23 protein-coding genes are annotated in these 19,130 nt (G+C 43.5%); 21 read left to right on the forward strand and 2 right to left on the reverse strand.

Going from position 1 to position 19,130, the window contains the following annotated elements; all coding sequences use genetic code 11:
- Window positions 1–25: 25 nt before the first annotated feature.
- Genes A7975_RS04865 through A7975_RS04890 form a run of 6 tightly spaced genes read left to right on the forward strand, consistent with a single transcriptional unit; the run spans window position 26 to window position 6,669 of the window.
- Entirely contained in the window at window positions 26–958 is a 933-nt protein-coding gene (locus A7975_RS04865) for an ABC transporter permease (protein WP_065384334.1), read from the forward strand.
- Between the two features lie 20 nt (window positions 959–978).
- A complete protein-coding gene (locus A7975_RS04870) occupies window positions 979–1,860 on the forward strand; it encodes a carbohydrate ABC transporter permease (protein ID WP_065384335.1) in 882 nt (293 codons plus the stop codon).
- Between the two features lie 54 nt (window positions 1,861–1,914).
- Window positions 1,915–3,435, forward strand: coding sequence for an ABC transporter substrate-binding protein (locus tag A7975_RS04875; protein ID WP_065384336.1), 1,521 nt, complete (start codon window positions 1,915–1,917; stop codon window positions 3,433–3,435).
- Window positions 3,436–3,448: 13 nt separating this feature from the next.
- The gene (locus A7975_RS04880) at window positions 3,449–4,276 is read left to right on the forward strand and encodes a sugar phosphate isomerase/epimerase family protein (RefSeq protein ID WP_065384337.1); all 828 of its coding nucleotides are present in this window, start codon (window positions 3,449–3,451) and stop codon (window positions 4,274–4,276) included.
- 39 nt (window positions 4,277–4,315) lie between these two features.
- Complete coding sequence (locus A7975_RS04885; protein ID WP_065384338.1) at window positions 4,316–5,443, forward strand: Gfo/Idh/MocA family protein; 1,128 nt, start codon at window positions 4,316–4,318, stop codon at window positions 5,441–5,443.
- Window positions 5,444–5,457: 14 nt separating this feature from the next.
- Entirely contained in the window at window positions 5,458–6,669 is a 1,212-nt protein-coding gene (locus A7975_RS04890) for an MFS transporter (RefSeq protein WP_082197969.1), read from the forward strand.
- Between the two features lie 171 nt (window positions 6,670–6,840).
- Here the strand turns inward: A7975_RS04890 and A7975_RS04895 are convergent, their stop codons facing one another.
- Window positions 6,841–7,194 carry a DoxX family protein gene (locus A7975_RS04895; RefSeq protein ID WP_065384339.1) on the reverse strand — a complete coding sequence of 118 codons (354 nt, stop codon included), beginning with the start codon at window positions 7,192–7,194 and terminating at the stop codon, window positions 6,841–6,843.
- 145 nt (window positions 7,195–7,339) lie between these two features.
- Between A7975_RS04895 and A7975_RS04900 the strand changes: the two genes are divergently transcribed.
- Window positions 7,340–7,684, forward strand: a complete 345-nt coding sequence (locus tag A7975_RS04900) for a winged helix-turn-helix transcriptional regulator (protein ID WP_065384340.1) — start codon at window positions 7,340–7,342, stop codon at window positions 7,682–7,684.
- 184 nt (window positions 7,685–7,868) lie between these two features.
- On the opposite strand, the gene A7975_RS04905 is transcribed toward A7975_RS04900, so the two are convergent.
- The gene (locus A7975_RS04905) at window positions 7,869–8,105 is read right to left on the reverse strand and encodes a methyltransferase domain-containing protein (protein ID WP_065384341.1); all 237 of its coding nucleotides are present in this window, start codon (window positions 8,103–8,105) and stop codon (window positions 7,869–7,871) included.
- Window positions 8,106–8,424: 319 nt separating this feature from the next.
- Between A7975_RS04905 and A7975_RS04910 the strand changes: the two genes are divergently transcribed.
- From A7975_RS04910 to A7975_RS04970, 14 genes are all read left to right on the forward strand, one after another.
- Complete coding sequence (locus tag A7975_RS04910) at window positions 8,425–9,027, forward strand: TetR/AcrR family transcriptional regulator (RefSeq protein WP_065384342.1); 603 nt, start codon at window positions 8,425–8,427, stop codon at window positions 9,025–9,027.
- A 5-nt stretch (window positions 9,028–9,032) separates the two neighbouring features.
- A complete protein-coding gene (gene map, locus A7975_RS04915; protein ID WP_065384343.1) occupies window positions 9,033–9,779 on the forward strand; it encodes a type I methionyl aminopeptidase in 747 nt (248 codons plus the stop codon).
- Between the two features lie 310 nt (window positions 9,780–10,089).
- On the forward strand, window positions 10,090–10,506 hold the full coding sequence (locus A7975_RS04920; protein ID WP_065384344.1) for a MerR family transcriptional regulator: 417 nt from the start codon (window positions 10,090–10,092) through the stop codon (window positions 10,504–10,506).
- Window positions 10,503–11,030 (forward strand): hypothetical protein, encoded by a 528-nt coding sequence (locus A7975_RS04925; RefSeq protein ID WP_065384345.1) that lies wholly within the window; start codon window positions 10,503–10,505, stop codon window positions 11,028–11,030. The genes A7975_RS04920 and A7975_RS04925 overlap by 4 nt, the downstream gene beginning before the upstream one ends.
- Before the next feature lie 99 nt (window positions 11,031–11,129).
- The gene (locus A7975_RS34680; protein WP_255314212.1) at window positions 11,130–11,213 is read left to right on the forward strand and encodes a hypothetical protein; all 84 of its coding nucleotides are present in this window, start codon (window positions 11,130–11,132) and stop codon (window positions 11,211–11,213) included.
- Between the two features lie 78 nt (window positions 11,214–11,291).
- Window positions 11,292–11,477 carry a hypothetical protein gene (locus A7975_RS04930; protein ID WP_065384346.1) on the forward strand — a complete coding sequence of 62 codons (186 nt, stop codon included), beginning with the start codon at window positions 11,292–11,294 and terminating at the stop codon, window positions 11,475–11,477.
- A 455-nt stretch (window positions 11,478–11,932) separates the two neighbouring features.
- The gene (locus A7975_RS04935; protein ID WP_065384347.1) at window positions 11,933–12,505 is read left to right on the forward strand and encodes a TetR/AcrR family transcriptional regulator; all 573 of its coding nucleotides are present in this window, start codon (window positions 11,933–11,935) and stop codon (window positions 12,503–12,505) included.
- Window positions 12,506–12,646: 141 nt separating this feature from the next.
- Window positions 12,647–13,261, forward strand: a complete 615-nt coding sequence (locus A7975_RS04940; RefSeq protein WP_141680201.1) for a cysteine hydrolase family protein — start codon at window positions 12,647–12,649, stop codon at window positions 13,259–13,261.
- 92 nt (window positions 13,262–13,353) lie between these two features.
- Entirely contained in the window at window positions 13,354–14,313 is a 960-nt protein-coding gene (locus tag A7975_RS04945; protein ID WP_065384348.1) for an aldo/keto reductase, read from the forward strand.
- 151 nt (window positions 14,314–14,464) lie between these two features.
- Window positions 14,465–15,079: a cysteine hydrolase family protein gene (locus A7975_RS04950; protein ID WP_065384349.1), complete on the forward strand. Its 615-nt coding sequence runs from the start codon at window positions 14,465–14,467 to the stop codon at window positions 15,077–15,079.
- Window positions 15,080–15,135: 56 nt separating this feature from the next.
- The gene (locus tag A7975_RS04955; protein ID WP_065384350.1) at window positions 15,136–16,482 is read left to right on the forward strand and encodes an MFS transporter; all 1,347 of its coding nucleotides are present in this window, start codon (window positions 15,136–15,138) and stop codon (window positions 16,480–16,482) included.
- Between the two features lie 51 nt (window positions 16,483–16,533).
- The gene (locus A7975_RS04960) at window positions 16,534–17,358 is read left to right on the forward strand and encodes an enoyl-CoA hydratase/isomerase family protein (RefSeq protein WP_065384351.1); all 825 of its coding nucleotides are present in this window, start codon (window positions 16,534–16,536) and stop codon (window positions 17,356–17,358) included.
- A 195-nt stretch (window positions 17,359–17,553) separates the two neighbouring features.
- A complete protein-coding gene (locus tag A7975_RS04965) occupies window positions 17,554–18,090 on the forward strand; it encodes a hypothetical protein (protein WP_065384352.1) in 537 nt (178 codons plus the stop codon).
- A 218-nt stretch (window positions 18,091–18,308) separates the two neighbouring features.
- On the forward strand, window positions 18,309–18,848 hold the full coding sequence (locus A7975_RS04970; RefSeq protein WP_065384353.1) for an NAD(P)H-dependent oxidoreductase: 540 nt from the start codon (window positions 18,309–18,311) through the stop codon (window positions 18,846–18,848).
- Window positions 18,849–19,130 lie beyond the last annotated feature (282 nt).

Raw genomic sequence — 19,130 nt, forward strand, 5'->3', positions numbered from 1 at the left:
TTACATTGCGGGAAGGAGGGCTACAATGACATCATGGTTAAGCGGAATGAACATGAAGAAAATGAAGAAATACAAAATGCTTTATCTTATGCTGATCCCGGGTGTCGTCTATTTGCTTATTAATAATTACGCCCCTATGCTCGGAGTAATTATCGCTTTCAAGGATGTTAACTTCGCTAAGGGCATTATGGAAAGCGATTGGGTTGGGCTCAAAAACTTTGAGTATTTGTTCAAAACAGAAGACGCTTACATTATTACGAGAAACACAATTTTGTACAACATGGTGTTTATTGTCCTTAATCTTGTTGTTGCTGTAGCATTGGCAGTTTTATTGAATGAATTGAAAAATCGTTTCTTACCCCGGTTTTATCAAAGTGTCATCTTGCTTCCGTATTTAATGTCATCGGTTATTATTGGTTATCTCGTATATTCGTTTCTCAGTATGGAAACGGGACTTATTAACAATACGATCCTTCCGCTCTTGGGACAGGACGGAATTATGTGGTACAACGATCCCAAGTATTGGCCCTACATTTTAACCTTCGTCAAAATATGGAGTACATCAGGATACTTGAGCATCGTTTACTTCGCGGCTGTAGTCGGTATTGACCAGGAGTACTATGAGGCAGCGACGCTCGATGGCGCCAATAAGCTGCAGCAAATTTTAAAGATTACAATCCCGCTTATTACTCCAGTTATCATTATTATGACATTACTTCAAATTGGACGTATTTTTTATTCTGACTTTGGTCTGTTCTACCAGGTTCCGCTTGATTCAGGTGTCTTAATGCCAACAACCAATGTTATCGACACCTATGTCTACCGGGCACTGCTCAAAAACGGAGACATCGGCATGTCATCAGCGGCAGGGCTATATCAGTCCATTGTTGGATTTATCATCATTCTCATTTCTAACTATGTAGTTAAGAAGATTAACCCGAACAATTCACTGTTCTAAAAAAGGAGTGAGATGAAAGGATGACTAGTAAAACGGAACAGTGGATGATTAACAGTGTCTTTATCGTAATCTCTTCTCTTTGCCTTATCCCTTTCATTCTGCTTGTTGCATCATCTATGTCGAGCGAGAATTCGATTATCCAGAACGGCTACTCGTTGTTCCCGTCAGAATTCAGTCTGGAGAGCTACAAGTATTTGTTCAAGGAACCGACTATGCTGATTCGGGCATACGGCATATCGATTGTCGTCACCGTCATTGGGACGGTTGTAAGCTTGATCATTATGACGTTACTCGCTTATCCGATCTCTAGAAGGGATATGCCGCTGCGGAACACGATTTCTTTCTTTATCTTTTTTACCATGCTGTTTAATGGAGGACTTGTTCCTACCTACCTCATGTATACGAATATATTCCAGATTAAAAATTCGCTATTTGCACTGCTTATTCCCGGATTGCTTGTAAGCGCATTCTTTGTGATTTTGATTCGCACTTTCTTTACAATGAATATTCCGAGCGAGGTTATCGAGTCAGCTTATATGGATGGTGCAAGCGAAATGAAAATCTTCGCTCGAATCGTTCTGCCGTTGTCTACCCCGGTATTGGGTGCGGTCAGCCTATTCCAATTAATACATTACTGGAATGACTGGTTTAACGGGCTCATTTACATTACGGACAGCAAGCTCTATAGCATACAAGTATTGCTCAATACGATTCTATTGAATGCGCAATACTTGGCCAGCAACATTCATTTTGTTGATGATTTGGGGCCAGCAGAAGGCATTCCCAACAATGGCTTGAATATGGCGATTGCCGCAATCGGCGTTATCCCGATCCTAGTGACCTACCCATTCTTTCAAAAGTATTTTGCAAAAGGACTTACCGTTGGTGCAGTCAAAGGGTAAAGCTATTCTCAGTTCTAAAACAGCTAGCATACTTTTAAAATGGGAGGGTCTTGTATGCGTAATAGAGTAAGCATCCTGTTATTGATCATGACAATGTTGACCACACTGCTGGCAGGCTGCGGCAAAGAATCGAACCCAGCCGCTCCAGTCGTCGGAGAAGAGGAAGCGACTGACAGCGGTGAAGGGAAGCTGGCGCCTTATGAGGTCAAGCTAGTATTCTATGGACCAGCTCAGAAGGATTTGGAATTAGTAGAACAAGAGATGAGCAAAATTACGCTCGAAAAAATCAATGCGACAGTAAAGCTGGAAAGAATTGAACCGGCAGCATGGGATCAGCAAACCATTCTTATGCTCACGGGAAATGAACAAGTCGATTTAATCGTGACGGGAAACACGGCATTTTCAAGACAGGTAGCGCAAAAACAATTGCTGCCGCTTGACGAGCTGCTTAAGTCCCATGGTCAAGACATCCTTAAAGTCTTGCAGCCAGAAATATTGGAAGCGACAAAGGTTGACGGCCAAATCTATGCCATTCCAAGCATTAGAGACTTTGCAGCCAATGCCAACGTTATGATGCGCAAGGATCTGCTGGATAAATATAATCTTGATGCAAGCACGATAAAGACGCTGGACGATTTGGATCCGTTTCTTGAAACCATTAAAAAGAATGAACCTACGATTACACCGCTTGGCAAGCCAGGCGCCGCCGCTCCTATTATTAATCGTGTGCTGGAAACGAACTGGGACGTACTTGGGGACTACATTGGCGTGTTGGAAAAAATAGACGGTCTTAAGGTTGTCAATTTATTTGAGACGCCAGAGTACGAAAAGCTGATAAAAACCGTTAGACGCTGGTATGAGGCAGGTTATATTAGCAAGGATGCGGCGACGAGCAAAGAAACAGCAGTCGATTTAATAAAGGCGAATATTGGTTTTGGAGTCATTCAAAAAGGCAAGCCGGGTGCGCTTGCGCAGACGGAGCAACGTGTAAATACGAAGCTTGAGCTGATCAATCTAGGCAAGCAGATGACAAGTACAACAAATATTACAGCTATTATGCTCGGAATTCCTACCAATTCCAAAAATCCAGAGCGGGCCATGATGTTTTTGAATCTGCTGAATTCGGATCGAGATTTAATCAACCTGCTTGACTGGGGGATTGAGGGCAAGCACTATGTGAAGGTTGGCGAGAAATCAATTGATTTCCCACCTGGCGTCGACGCGACAAACAGCGGGTTCAACATGCGGCAAGGATGGATGTATGGTAACCAGCTCTTATCTCATACTTGGGTAACCGATAATCCTAATCTATGGGAAGAAATGGATCAATATAATCGAGAGTCCACAAAGTCTGCAGCCTTGGGCTTCTCCTACAACCCATCGCCGGTAAAAACTGAATTGGCAGCGATCACAAACGTTGTTCGCCAATTCCAAAGCGGCCTAGAGAATGGAGCTCTTGATCCGGAAGTCAATCTACCTAAGTTCAACGCCGCGCTTCGTGCAGCAGGCATTGATAAGGTTATTGCAGAGAAGCAAAAGCAATTGAATGAATGGGCAGAAAAAAACAATAAATGAGGAGATGAACAGAATGAAAATATCTATTGGAGGCTATTCGTTTCAAAACACATTTGTAGAAGGGAAAATGGACATTTTCGGCTATTTGGAATCGGTAAAATATCGTTACGGGCTGAATACGGTTGATCTATATAACGGTTTCTTTGTGGACAAAAGCAAGCCGGTGTGGGAACTGGCAGATGATGATTATCTTCGCAAAATTCGCGAAGCCTTGGATGAGAAAGAAATGACAGTCGTTAACTTTGCAATTGATACCGCTTCATTATGGGACCTGGACAAAGATATGCGTGAGCTACAATACCAAAATGCGTTAAAGCATTTGCGCGCAGCAGAAATACTAGGTGCCCAAACGGTGCGAATCGATACAGGCGGCTCGTATTCGAACGATCCGAACGGCGATTTCTTCAAGATGAGTCAAGAGCAATTTGAACATATTGTACAAAGATATCAAGAATATAGCCGGATTGCGGCTGACTTCGGCAGCAAGGTTGGTCCAGAGAACCATATGGGACCATCGCTTAATCCTCATTTTCTGAAACAGATCGCTGAGGCAGTTGACCATCCTAACTTCGGCATTCTGCTGCACGTAGATCGTTGGAAGGTCGATCCTGAGCTTGGAGATTCGATTATTGCGCCATGGGCATGCCACGTCCATTTTGGAGGCAAGACGCTGGCTGAAGAAGATCATGCTATCCAAATTGCAAAAATGCTGCATGACAGCGGATTTAATGACTATTGGGCAATTGAGCATAATGCGCCAAGCAATCAATATGTAGAGGTCGAGTGGGCGGTTGGCTCAATGAAAAAAATATTGTCGAAGGTAACTAACGGGAGAAAATAATTCGTCAAAAATATCTGCTAGTCGAAGGAGCGAATCCATATGAGTAAAATTCGAATTGGTATTGTCGGTGTAGGACTGATCGGTATTACGCATTTGAAAAACTATGCTGCGATCGAGGATGCTGAGGTTATCGCGGTATGTGATATTAATGAGCAGGCGGCTCGAAAAGCAGCCGATCAATTTCAAATCAAGGAGGTATACACGGACTTTCGGGAGATGCTTAATCGGGACGACATTGATGCGATCGATGTCTGCCTGCATAACAACTTCCATGCCCCGGTCACCAATGAAGCCCTCCAAGCAGGCAAGCATGTATATTGCGAGAAGCCGATCGCAGGGACTTATTATGATGGGAATACTATGCTGGAGACGGCCAAGGCTTGCAACATGATGCTTCATGTCCAACTGAATACGCTGTATAAGAAAGAGACGAAAGCGGCTAAAGCGTTAATCGACGAAGGAAGCTTAGGAAAGCTGTATCATGCCAGATCGACGGGTTTCCGCCGCAGGGGACGTCCGTTCGTGGATGGCTACGGTACCAAGTTCTTCAACCGGAAGGAAACCGCCGCAGGGGGCGCCTTGCTCGATATGGGCGTTTACCACATTGCCCAGATGTTATATCTTCTGGATCTCCCGAAGGTGAAGAGCGTATCCGGCAAGGTCTATCAAGAGATGGATATGGATGAAGCGAGAAGGATGGAATCACAGTTCGACGTCGAAGAGCTAGGGCTTGGGTTTGTCCGATTCGACGGCGGAGTGACGCTTGATCTCATTGAGGCATGGTCGGTCCATATGGGAGGCTTCGAAGGCTCCAGTCTTATGGGCAGCAAAGGCGGGATTCGGCTCCCTTCGTATTCTTCCATCTCCCAAACGAGCGCTCTCAGCTTCCATACCACCGTGGCGGACATGGATTTGGACAGCACTGTGAATCTGGACGACATGGAGCTTCGTTGGGGCAGGCTCAAGGCTGACTATGATGCCTACAGCTCCTCGCAGCAACATTGGATTGCGGCCCTGCAGGGAAGAGTGCCTCTCTTGCCGACTGCGGAGATTGCTTTGCAGACCATGCTGATCAGTGAAGGCGTGTACCTATCCGACCAACTGGGACATGAAGTGACAGTCGAAGAGATCATTGCGCATTCAGCGTCAACCAATGTCGAATTGTAAGGGATGAAGGGATCATGTCGGATCATAAGATTAGCCGGAATATGCTTGGAATGCTGAAGGTTTTCAACTTTGTGCTCTATGGGGCCCTTGCTATTTATAGCACGTTCTTCGCGCTATATCTGAAGGATATCGGGTTTACCAATGTGCAGATCGGGCTTCTGGTAGCCGGGGGTCCGCTCATAGGGCTAGTGGCTAATCCATTCTGGGCGTACTGGGCAGATCGACTTCGCAACAACAAGCGCATTCTAATTATTTGCCTGATCGGCAATTTCACTTGCATGCAATTTGTGTTTATGACGAAGTCCTATACGTTGATTTATAGTCTTATGCTGTTTTATTTCGCGTTTCAAAGCCCGCTGTTCACGCAAAGCAACAGCTTGATCCTTAACGTGATTGAGGGGACCAACCGTAAGTTCGGGGAGTTCCGCGCGTGGGGTTCGCTGGGATGGGCGCTTATTGCGGTCATAGCGGGTCCAATCATTGGCTGGCTGGGAATCAGCAAGCTCTGGATCATATTCGATTTGATGCTATTATTCGCCATTTTCTTCACCATCCTGATGCCAAGCGGCAACGAAAGGGCGCAGAAAGAGAAGTTTACGAACAAAGGCTACTTAAAGGTGTTTCAAAATAAATATTTTCTGATCTTCGTCTGTTTGGGCGTGCTCATATCGATCCCGAACTCGATTAATATGACCTTTCTCGGCATTTACATTAAGGGTTTGGGAGGATCGAATACGGTTGTCGGTTGGTCTGCCTTTGCCACGGCAATTCTGGAAGTTCCCGTATTTTTATTGCTGGATCGGTATTTGAAAAAAAATTCGCGCACGATGCTGGGCTGGCTGACTGTGATCTGTCTACTCTTCTCGGTTCGCTGGTTATTGATGTCCGTCGCGAGCTCGGCTATCCAAGTTATATTCATCCAATTGCTGCATTCCATTACATTCGGTGGCTATTACTATATTGGGACGCAGCTTACTTCGCACCTTGTACCCGGCGAATACCGCTCTAGCGGGCAAGCCATCTATGGGCTGACGTGGGGAGGCATATCCGGGATCGTCGCAGGGGTACTCGGCGGTTGGATGTTCGAGAATCTCGGAGCGTCCGTATTGTACCGGATTTGTTTTGGCATCACGCTTTGCGGGTTTTTCGGTTTCTTCTTATTGCGGCTATCGTTCCGGACGCTTGGCAGCCATGCCGGCACACAAAGCGCACAAAAAACGATATAGGAGAGTTTTGGAGAAAGAGAACGCGGACCCGTAGAATTGCACGCCTTGACGAGTGGCTCTCCTACGGGTTTTTGCGTTTCTCGGTGAACCTTGGGACACACCTTCTCCTGAACCAGCAAAGTGCAGCCTTTTATTTGCTAACCAAGCGATAAAAATTTGTACAACGTGGGCCTAAAAACGACTGATCGCAACAAATACAGCGAACGCGAAGAAGACGAAGTTCACGCTGATTTCTCGATACTCCTTACGCTTAACATGAAAGAGGGCGCCGAAGAGAACGACTGAGGCAAGTCCTATTGCGGCAATCGGGGTCAAAACAGGCAAGACATTTGTCGCTTGAGGCAGAATGATTCCAAGTGCCCCCAACAATTCTACTAATCCAATAAAGATCACGAACACTTTTGAAACGTCCTTTACCCATCCCCAAGATGCTTTGGCTTTTTCATGCTGAAATGCCTTCAACCATCCTGAGTAAACAAACCCCAGTGCTACGAGACCTTGAACGATCCATAACGCGATATTCATTAATGATGCCACCTCCTGACTACTTATTTGCTACTTGATATAGGTATAATAGACCTTAGTAATAGGTTTAATGAAGTAGGCACTTTAATTAAACCTAGTTAACAAAAAGTTACCTAAACGAAGCAAAGGGAAATGGGAGGGTTCAATGAAATCGTATTGTAAGTTTGAATCGACATTGGATATATTGGTTGGGAAATGGAAGCCTGTCATTCTGCTTCAACTTATTTCGAATGGCATAATGAGATTCAGTGAGCTACAAAGAGCAATACCGGACATAAATAAAAAGATGCTCACTCAACAATTAAGAGAACTTGAGTATAACGACATCGTTTATCGCAAGGTATATAGCCAAATTCCACCGAAAGTGGAATACTCCATTTCAGACTACGGCAGAGGCTTAAGCACTGTGCTACAGGCAATGAACGATTGGGGAGAGACCCATAGCGAGCATATGAACAAATTATATGGGGCAGATCGTTCAGAGAATTAATTTGGGTGAGAAACTATGGCGAGCAGAGGTTATATAAGCATGCTAGGCGTTAGTTAATGTGGAGGGCACCTGTTAAGGTGCCCTCCAACTGGCCGTTTCAGACAGCGGATCCTTTCTTATACCTTTCATCAAAAATGGTCGCATGAGCATAGTTTATGTTTGCGATGTTTCGTTCTTTGGCCTTTTATTCGGCAATTGTAATCATATTAGAAGATATATCAATGGCATGAATTTCTTTTACATCTTCGGAAATCTCATTGGCGATTAATCCAGTTCCACAGCCGTATTCCAACGTTACGTCGCTAGTTGTGAAACGCGTTTTCGATAGTTGAATGATTTGGAGGTAAGTCTTTTGATCCTTCCGCTCGATTTGATCATAATGACTTGCGGTTTTGTCCCAAAAACGTTCAGATTTATTCATTGCCGTTACACCTTCTTTTCTAACGTATTCTTCCTATGGGATACAAAATGCTATTCCTTCGAGTTAAAAACCTCTTAAGATTAATCGAGCAATTTGGTTATTTCGTGTGGAAGTTAACTTCTATGAATGATAGGGTACTATCAGTGTTTTTCCCTTTAACAGGGTAGATAGCATCATTTGCGAGTGGAGGAACCTCTAAGATTCCTTCAAACTAAAGCTTTATCCGAAAGACAGGCGAATCGAAGTACTTGATCCTTACTTCTAAATGATGTATATTATTTTACATTGACATTACAGCAGGTCTAAAAAAGGAGGAGCCATGTCACCACGTACCAAAGAACAGAATGATGCGATCCGGGAGATGAGGATGCACCAAATTATGCAAGCGGCTGCGGAAGTATACTTGGAGAAGGGCATTCAATTGGAAATACGCGATGTTGCGGTCAAGGCAGAGCTCGGCTACGGAACCGTGTATCATTACTACAAAAACAAGCACATGCTTTTGGAGGATTTACTATGGGATGCCTTGAATCGAACGGAGTCGGCTGTAATGCCCGCATTGACGGGGGACGGCGGCAATTTGCTTAAAGCTGAGTCGTTCTCCAGGCTGCTCCTGCGGAAGTGTATCCAGGATCTTTCCGTATTTATTTTGCTTAAAACGGTTTCGGATAATTTTCATCACTTCCCGGGAAAGCGGTTCATCAAGCTGTTTTCCGATTTTCAGGAACGGATCTATTTGCCGTTTGTGGAAATGATTCGTGAAGGAATCGGCTCCAAATCACCGGAAAAAACAGCTAATCTGATATTTGGATCGCTTGTTGGCTGCGCAGCATTGAACATCCACCACAATATGCGGAACGAGATGGAAGCGGAAGATATCGTCGATATGATTTTTTCAGGCATACAGTCAAAGGAGAGATGAATGGAATGGTCATTCTGAAATCGAGAGCAGAAATTGAAGAAATGAGAAAAGCCGGCCGAATTGTAGCTGCTTTTCATCAAGCAATCGCAGATATGATCCGGCCGGGTGTCACGACGCTCGATATCGAGTCGTTCGCGGTGCGGTTCCTGAAGGAGAATGGCGCCAAGGCTTATACGATAGGCTACAACGGCTATCCGTTTGCGACATGTGCGTCTGTCAACGACGTCATTGCGCATGGTTTTCCGAGCCAGGAGCCGCTCAAGGAAGGCGACATCGTCAAAATCGACATCGTCGCGGAAGCGGATGGCTGGATCGGCGATTCAGCTTGGTGTTATGAGGTCGGCGAGGTGTCGGAAGAAGCCCGTAATCTGATGCGGATAACGAAGGAAAGCTTATATCTTGGCATCGAAAAAGCTGTCGTCGGAAACCGGATCGGCGATGTGATGCACGCGGTTCAAACCCATGCCGAGCGAAACGGATTCTCGGTGGTGCGCGATCTGCTCGGTCATGGCGTAGGAAGGGAGATGCACGAGGAACCTAATTATCCCCACGTTGGGAGTCCGGGCAAAGGGTTCCGCTTGAAGGAGGGGATGGTATTTACGATCGAGCCGATGCTAAATGCCGGTAAAGCGTTAATGACGATTGATGCCGACGGATGGACCGCCAGAACAGCTGACGGCTCGCTTTCCGCACAGTACGAGCATACGATCGCCATCACTGCGGATGGCCCGATTATATTGACCTCACAATAGAATTCAATCCTTTTAAATGTTCAAATTTGATTTTTGCGGTCATCTCCTCTTCCAGATTTCAAGCAAAAAAATCGGCCACTGTTCGCGGTTTTGAACATAGCAAGGATGCCGATTATCGCGACATAGATCGAGTCAGACAGCGTAACATACAGTTAACCAAGCCAGAGTTAGTTGATTTACCGCTCTTCTTAATTTGAGCGGTTTTTTTATTTGAATGATTTAATCCTGTTGACTGACGAATATAGTTACAGTAAACTGTACACAATACACTTAACTGTAATGGGTAAAAAATTTTGATTGGAGTGGATTCATGAGCGGGTACACAGCAAAACAGGTCGCGGAGATACTTCAACAGGATGACTCTAGAATGAATTTAAGAACGATAAGGTACTACACACAAATTGGAATGGTACCGGCATTGGAACTAATCGGTAATAAAAGGGTGTACACAGATAGACACATTCACTTTTTTCGAGCCATCATTACCTTAACAAGAACAGGTGAAACCCTGGCATCAATACAAGAGACACTCAAGTCACTCACGATAGAAGAAATAGAAAAAATTGGTCAGCAGATGCATCTGTATGATCCTAATCGGGTATTGGTAAACGAGACGCTCACCATAAGCGAAGATATCGCAATAACGTTAAGTCCTAGGGTTTCTGCCGAATTAAAACAAAAAGTCATTGATTCTGTTTCTCAGCTTTTAAGGGGGGATAAGAGTTGATACTAAATCTGAGACTGGCTAAGTCAATCATGGAACAAGAAGAAGGGATGAATCATTTATGGATTCAACTCTTACCTCTGGAATTTTCAACAATCGAAAAAGCGGAAGTCAGCATTCAATTACCAAATGGATTGTATCGTATGTCCAATCTAAATGGTTATGAAGAAGGTGATACAAATGGTATCTTTATAAATTTGTCCCAAGATAATGATATACTCCTAGAACTGTACACTCAAACCGCAGTTGACTTTGATGAAGCCAGCGTAATTGTTACCTTAAGTTTCAAAGATACCGAGAACCGATGGAAAAAGTTGAGCAAGGTTATAACTATTCGCTTCGTCGCTGATGAGGAGATGGGGGAAACCTTGGAGCTTGATCAACAGGTAATTGAACGCGTGAAAGAGCTAAGAAACCACGCAACAGGCGAGCCTGATTCAAATGATTTAGTTGTATTACAACCCAGGATATATGAATTAAGAAACAATAAGTACGCTTATTTTGAAAAAATGTACCGAGTGGAATAGAAATAGCTTTAAAGCGGAGCTTTTATTCTTTGATGCAACAGGCATAGGCAATGATGTAAGTATTTAGATCAACTCCCCTGGGGGTCCATAACAGCTGGAATGGGTATATTTGATACCATGCAGTTAGTAAAAACGGATGTATCCACCTTTGTGCGTTGGTTTAGCTTAGCCAAGGGAAAATGATTTGCCCTGCCAAACTGTGAGTTTATTCATCGATCAAGTCATCAGAAAAGCTTGAAAAATAAACGATAGGTGGTAAATATGAAAAACGAACAATCACAATTTACTGTGGAATATCAAGATCACTATGGCGTGGTGTATTACCGTAATGTGAAAGCCGCAAATATAGCTGAAGCCAACATGATTATTCGACAAAAGCAACCTGACGTTATTATTCGAGCTGTTACACTTGTTCCAATTGATGAAAAAACTGACAGAGATGATTAATGTATTAGTCCCGCCAAATTATGGCGGTTTTTTTCTTTTATTATGGGAAGGGCAACTGACTTTTTTTTATCATTAAAAGATCGATCAATATAGTGTATGACAATAATAATCTAATATAATGTCGGAAGACAAGAACATGAGCCGATTAAATAACGCATAAATCGCGTTTTTTTGTTTTATCGGTACATATTCATGTCGATGTACAATAATAAGAATATATAGACAAAGGGTGCGGTTTATCATGTTATAAACTGCTTAGCGTACGATTTTTTCCGTATTAAGAGGTGACCCAATTACATTGGAACATTCATTTAAGAACGATCGTTCAAATTTATTCTTGACCGACCGTTCTTAATGTGATAAATTTGCAATACAAGTTTAAGAATGATCGTTCAAAAATGTTTTCGGCCGATCATTCTAGATATGAAAGGTGCTCTTTGAAAGGAGGGATACGAGTGGTCAGAACAAAGGAGTTTGATGAAAATGCCGTTTTGCTTAAAGGCATGCGTTTATTCTGGGACCAAGGATATGAGAAGACATCTATGCAGGAGCTAGTGTCACATATGGGGATTCATAAAGGGAGCATGTATGATACCTTTGGTGATAAAAGATCTTTATATATCAAAGCATTAAAACACTACAGTGCAAGTTTAGAGCAATCGTATAAGCTTCGTATGGTTGGCCTTTCTGCCAAAGAAGCAATCCGAATGTTGTTTGAAAGGGCTATATACCCAGGAGAGGAGTCTCCTTTGGGATGCTTCATTGTGAATACCGCGATTGAGTTGGCAAAGCATGATTCAGAGGCAAGAGATTGCGTCCATCAGTTCTGGGACTATACGGAACAGTTAATGCGTGACCTTATTATAGAAGGGCAACAATCGGGCGAAATTTCCAAAGTACTCAACGCAGAATGGCTTTCTCAATACTTAAACAATGCTTTGATTGGACTACGCGTTATGGTTAAAACGATAAGGGACAGGGAGAAATTACTTCAAATTATTGAAGTGAATATGTCTGTAATAAATTGAGGGTATTTTAACGATGTTTGAAACGAGTAGTTAATTAAAAATGAATGTTACTGGTCAATTTGCACACAATATAAGCAAAAACACTTAGGTTATTATCAATTAATCAAATTAAATTGTGAGATTTGAAGGGAGTGCATACCCGTGTCAAAAGTATACAATCAAACAACAACAGGGCTTCTTTTGGTTGACCCTTATAATGACTTCTTATCACCGGAAGGCAAGAGTTTCTCTCGTGCTAAAGAAGTAGCTGATTCCGTGAATTTGCTCGAACATTTAAAAGAAATTGTTGGCGCTGTACGGAAAGCCGGTATTCAAGTCTTTTTTGTTCCTCATCACAGATCTGAACCGGATGATTTCGAAAATTGGTTGCACCCAACTCCGTATCAACTTCTTACTAAACAAAGGCAGGTGTTTGCTAAAGGTTCATGGGGCGGGGAATTCCATCCAGATTTTCAACCTCAGAAGGAAGATGTGGTTATTAAAGAGCACTGGTCTAGCAGCGGGTTCGCTAACACTGATTTGGACCATCAGCTTAAAATGCATGGCGTACAAAAGATAATTGTTATCGGCATGTTAGCCAATACATGCATCGAAGCGACAGCACGCTTCGGAATGGAACTTGGTTATCACGTTACCCTTGTTAAAGATGCAACAGCTGCTTTTAGCAAAGAAGCTATGCATGCGGCGCATGAAATTAATGGCCCTACTTTTGCTCATGCTCTTCTAACAACAGAAGAACTTCTTGCAATGTTATAAGAAGCTAGAGAAAACTGTTGTTCGCGCCTTAATGTGGCGGATGATCGTCGTCCGTGCAAATTTTGATCTTATCTTAAAAGGAGAGATATGCAATGAAAACCGTTCAGCTAAAAGACATCCAGATTCCGGCTGTTGCCCTTGGTACTTGGTCTTGGGGAACCGGTGCTAATGGTGGGGACGCAGTTTTTGGGAATGACCTGTTTTCTGAGGACCTCAAACCCATATTTGATGCGGCATTAAATGCAGGATTGAATCTTTGGGACACAGCCGCGGTTTATGGAATGGGCGCTTCGGAAGCAATCCTAGGAAAGTTCATTCATGAGAGAGATGATGTCCTGATCTCAACAAAATTCACGCCCCAAAGCGATCAATCAGACGATGCTGTTGAAGATGTCCTCGCCGGAAGCTTAAAGCGGCTTGAAACGGATCACGTCGATATATATTGGATTCACAATCCGAAAGACGTTCAGCGCTGGACTTCCAAATTGATCCCGTTGATGAAAAGCGGAAAAGTCAAATACGCAGGCGTATCCAATCATAATTTGGAGGAGATTAAGCTCGCGGCTAACATGTTGGCTCAAGAAGGACTCCGTCTCTCAGCCGTTCAAAATCATTACAGTCTGCTTTACCGCTCCTCCGAAGAAGCAGGCATAATTGAGTATTGCAACGCCAATGATTTGATTTTCTTCTCCTATATGGTATTGGAACAAGGTGCATTAACTGGTAAGTATCATGCTCAGAATCCTTTTAAAGCGGGAACCCGAAGAGGAGACGCCTTCCATAAAGATGTGCTTGTCAAACTTGAAGATCTGATAGAACTGATGAGAAACATCGGCTTACGGTATCATGTCAACCCTGCTGAAATCGCAATTGCCTGGGCTATGGCCAAAGGAACGGTTCCGATTATTGGCGTGACGAAACCATCGCATATCGCCAGCGCTGTTTCTGCCATTAACGTCAAGTTGACAACTAAGGAAATCGAAGAACTGGAGCAAGCCGCGAAGTCTACCGATGTGGAAATCCGGGGAGCATGGGAAAATAACATGATGTGAATTGGCCGAAGATCGCGTACTGCTGATTGGGCATGTGTAGATGAAAGGAATAGGTCACTATTGAAATGTGAAGTAAGGCATCAGAGCAAATAATTTCAGCAAAACATTAAGAATTAAATACTATTGTTAACTACAAAAGGAGAGTATACCCATGACAAAAGCGTACGATAAAACAACGACAGGACTTCTATTAGTTGATCCGTATAATGATTTTTTGTCAGAGGAAGGCAAGCTTTATCCTCGTACGAAAGAAGTATCGGAATCCGTAAACATGATCAAACATTTAAAAGAGACCGTTGAAGCTGCTCGTAAAGCTGGTATTCGTGTTTTTTATGTGCCTCATCACAGATCTGAGCCAAATGATTTTGATTCTTGGCTGCATCCGACGCCTTATCAACTTAAAGCAAAACAAGGTCAGGTCTTTGCCAAAGATTCATGGGGCGGGGAATTCCATCCTGACTTCCAGCCTCAACAAGGCGATGTGATTATTAAAGAACATTGGGGCAGCAGTGGATTCGCGAATACGGATCTGGATCATCAGTTGAAGATGCATGGCCTGCAAAAAATTATCGTTGTCGGCATGTTAGCCAATACTTGCATCGAAGCGACCGCGAGATTCGGCATGGAGCTCGGCTACAATGTTACGCTCGTCAAAGACGCGACATCGGCTTTTACAAAAGAGGCGTTGCATGCGGCACATGAAATTAACGGCCCTACATTTGCCCATGCAATACTCACAACAGAAGAACTTCTTGCCAAACTATAAAAACTGGCTTTTATTCACAAACCAATGTGTAGGAATAGATAAGGAAGTGTTTCGACATGAATGACAAAGTTGTAATGCCGGTGTGGACCTTCGGACTGTTCATTGTGCTAATGAACACGACGATGTTTAATGTCTCAATTCCGAGCATTATTCGGGATATTGACGTTTCGGCGTCACTTGGTTCATGGATTATTTCAAGTTACTCGATTGGCTATGCCTTATCGACCATGATTTACAGTAGGCTTTCGGACGTACTGCCGATCCGAAGACTGTTGATGGTTGGACTAGTAATATTGGGTCTCGCATCTGTCTTTGGCATCTTTGCTACGAGTTTTCAAGCGCTATTGTTCGCTCGAATTGCACAGTCTGCCGGCGCAGGCGTGACGGCGGGACTCGGTCTTGTTATCGCCAGCCGGTATATACCTTATGAGAGACGAGGCCGAGCGATATCTATGATTTCGGCGGGTGCTGCCATGGCATTCGGTCTAGGGCCGATCGTCGGAGGGCTGATTACCGAATTTATCGGCTGGAACGGGCTATTCGGCTTCACGAGCCTTGTGCTTTTACTTCTTCCTGTTTTACTGCGGCTGCTCCCCAAAGAGCAGCCAAAGCCATTCCGGTTTGATATGCTGGGTGCCGTACTGACCGTTGTCAACTCTGTAGCCATTCTGACTGCCGTCACGCAGCGATCATTTTTCTGGCTGGCAGTCGGAATCATATCGATCGCTGTTCATATCTGGCACCTACGCCGAAAAAATGAATCTTTTATCAACCCGAAACTCTTTGCAGAACCGATGTATCGGAAACTCCTTTTCGTCGGCTTCAGTATCTTGATGATTAATCTCGGGAACTTGTTTATCATGTCGCTGGTACTTGCGAATCTATTCAGAGATTCGCCGCTGATGATCGGCCTTATGATTGCGCCTGGTGCTGTTTTATCCGCCTTTTTAACGCGCTATGTCGGGCGCTTGATAGATCGATACGGTAATATTCGGGTTCTCATTATAGGACATGTTATTTTAACCTTGGTTTTGATTGTATTTTGGTCGATTCTCGACGCATCGCCGGCCGTACTCTTGTTCGGGTACCTATTCTTTTCGCCTGCAGCTTCTGCATCCTTATCATCATTAAACAATGAAACATCTCGCATTTTGCCATCCAACTTGATTGGTTCCGGTATGGGATTTATGCAACTCACTCAGTTCTTCGGCGGTTCGTTTTCCGTTGCATTTTGCGGCATGCTGCTCGACTATCAAAAAAAATCTTCACTTGTCCATGCATATGAATTTGTATATGCCGTCTTGATAGCAGTAGGTGTTTGCTCGTTACTCGTACTGTTTCGGTACTTGCTGTCGAATCACCAATCGAATTCCTTGCCAGACAATGAGGCAAAAAGCACGTAAATCGAGAAAAAAAGCTTGAATACAAAATTATAAATAGATGGAGAAGTGAATATGCAAAACACGTACAAACAATTTACTGTCAATCGAAAAACACCTGCTTATTGGCGAATTACTTTTCAAAATCCGCCTATCAATCTTCTCAATCCTGATACCATTTTCGAACTATTAACACTCATGGATCAAATCGAGACAGACAATGATTTGAAAGTCATTGTTTTCGATAGCGCCGATCCTGAATATTTCATTGCGCACTACGATATGGCGAGAGCCGGCGAAAAACAACAAACACCAAAGGAAATCGAGCTTCCGGCCTGGATTGATTTCGTCGCGCGACTGTATAGAACCTCGGTTGTTACCATTGCAGAAATTCGAGGTCGAGCGCGGGGGGTTGGTAGTGAGTTTGCGTTGGCCTGCGATATGAGGTTTGCAAGCAAGGAAAAGGCAATCTTTGGACAACCTGAAGTTGGTATCGGCGTTGTACCCGGGGGAGGTGCCAACGAGGCTTTGGCTCTTTTGGCAGGACGTGCTAGGGCACTTGAAATTGTACTTGGCGCCGATGATTTCGATGCCGCAACAGCAGAACGTTATGGATGGATTAACAGAGCTATACCCGATTCAGAATTAGACGGTTTTGTGGAAAACCTGGCTCGCAGAATATCGTCATTTGATAAACAGACGCTAAATGATGCGAAGAAACTTCTTAATCGGACCGGAGTTCCTGAAGCTGAAGAAATACTGGAATCTCGAACAGTTTTTATTACAGGAGCGATGTCAGCAAACACGCAGAAAAAGGTGTCGACTGCTTTTGCGCGTGGTCTTGGCAAATCAGGTGATTTCGAGCTTCACTTAGGGCAACACATAGCAAATCTGGAATAATAGCACACTCCAATAACGATTGGTATGGAATAACGAGTGCGATGCTTTTTGCTTCGCGCTCAGCTTCTGTATAGGTGCATATCTATGATAAAACGTTGAGAAATGCGGTCGCTACTTGTCATTTTTTCTTGAATAAACCTGCCTAAGTAACCTTATAATAACGAAGACTTAAAAGTTAGAGAGGGAGGCTTTTCAATGTCCGTGATACGCCAAGACCTTACGCTCACCCAATCAGTCTGTAATCATGTTATCGATGTTCCTGTGGAGAAAGTCGATATTGGGAAGTGGATTTTTTCACTTTCCGATGCTGAATATCAACGATGCTGTCCCCCTGATCATATTGCTGTAGGAACTACCAAAACGGAAGACGGTCGTCCAATGTCTATCAACGTAGAGACAATCGGCACGAGTCTCGCAGTACAGCATTATGTGGGAGAAGTCGTCAATAAAGATTTTTGCCGGATGGTCTCTACATCTGACATCTTTCTTACAAACGGAAGAACTCAAATGCAAGTCATATGGGAGCTTAGCGTAAAGCCTGTCAACGATAATCAGACAGAATTCACTAATTCTGTTCGATCACATCCTACCGACAATTTTTTGAAAATCATCGAGAGTCAGGGACTAACGTTTGAACAGGTCGCGAAGGATCGGCAAAAAGTCGTAGAGGATCACAACGGACGCGAAACGCCACTTTTTGCGGAAAGCATAGCACGTGCAGCGCGAGGGTAATTGCATCCCATAGTCCACAAACCGCGCTTGATAAACATGCTTATCAGGATTATTTGCAGACGGATTAAGTTTAGTTCCATCATACAGCCATCGCCCTCATCTGGTTAGGCCTAGTGAAGGGCGATCTTCTTTATTCGCTTTTTATATACCTGCATTAAGCTGCTTCAATTTCTCATCTGCTACTGAATTTTATTACAATCAAGAATGGAGCTAAGAAAATGAAAACATTAGTCATCGTTGCTCATCCTAACATTGAAGGATCTAGCTGGAATAAATCATGGGTAAAGGAATTGCAAAAGCATGATGATATTACAATTCATGAATTATACAAATCATATCCGGATGAAAACATTGATGTTTCTAAAGAGCAGCAGCTTATCGAGTCACACGACCGCATTATTTTCCAATTTCCACTTTATTGGTACAGCACGCCATCATTGCTAAAAAAGTGGTTTGACTCCGTATTGCAGTATGGTTGGGCGTTTGGTCCAGATGGCACTAAAACAGCAGGTAAAGAAATCGGTGTCGCTATTTCAACTTTCGGTACTGCTGAATCGTACCAAGCAAACGGATTCAATCGCTTTACTCTGCAAGAAATTTTGCGGCCGATCGAAGCACTGGCTCATTTTATTAGCGCTTCGTATCTTCCACACTTTTCACTAAACGACACTACCGATGTTACAGAAGAACGACTAGTGAAAAGCAGTCTTGATTACGTTCAGCATATTAAAACGGTAAAGCCATTCGTGGTCAAATAATAAACGGTTGAGTATCGACGTATTCATAGACACGGTTGTTAGAACAATCAGCCCGCGCAGGGAAAAGTATTTGTAATAACAGGTGGAAGCAGCGGTCATAGGAAGGTTATGGCAACATCAACAACATAACGGCAAAGAGAAAGATCTATCATTTAAAAACGAGAACGATTCGTTCAGTAATTATTTTGGAACGATCATTCATAAACTGTTATATTTAATGGGTAAGATAGCAAGAGTGAAGGATCTAAGAGTTCTACATTGTAAAGGAGAGCAGCCAAGATG

Origin of the sequence: Bacillus sp. FJAT-26390 (assembly GCF_001682865.1) — a bacterium.
GTDB lineage: Bacteria > Bacillota > Bacilli > Paenibacillales > Paenibacillaceae > Pristimantibacillus.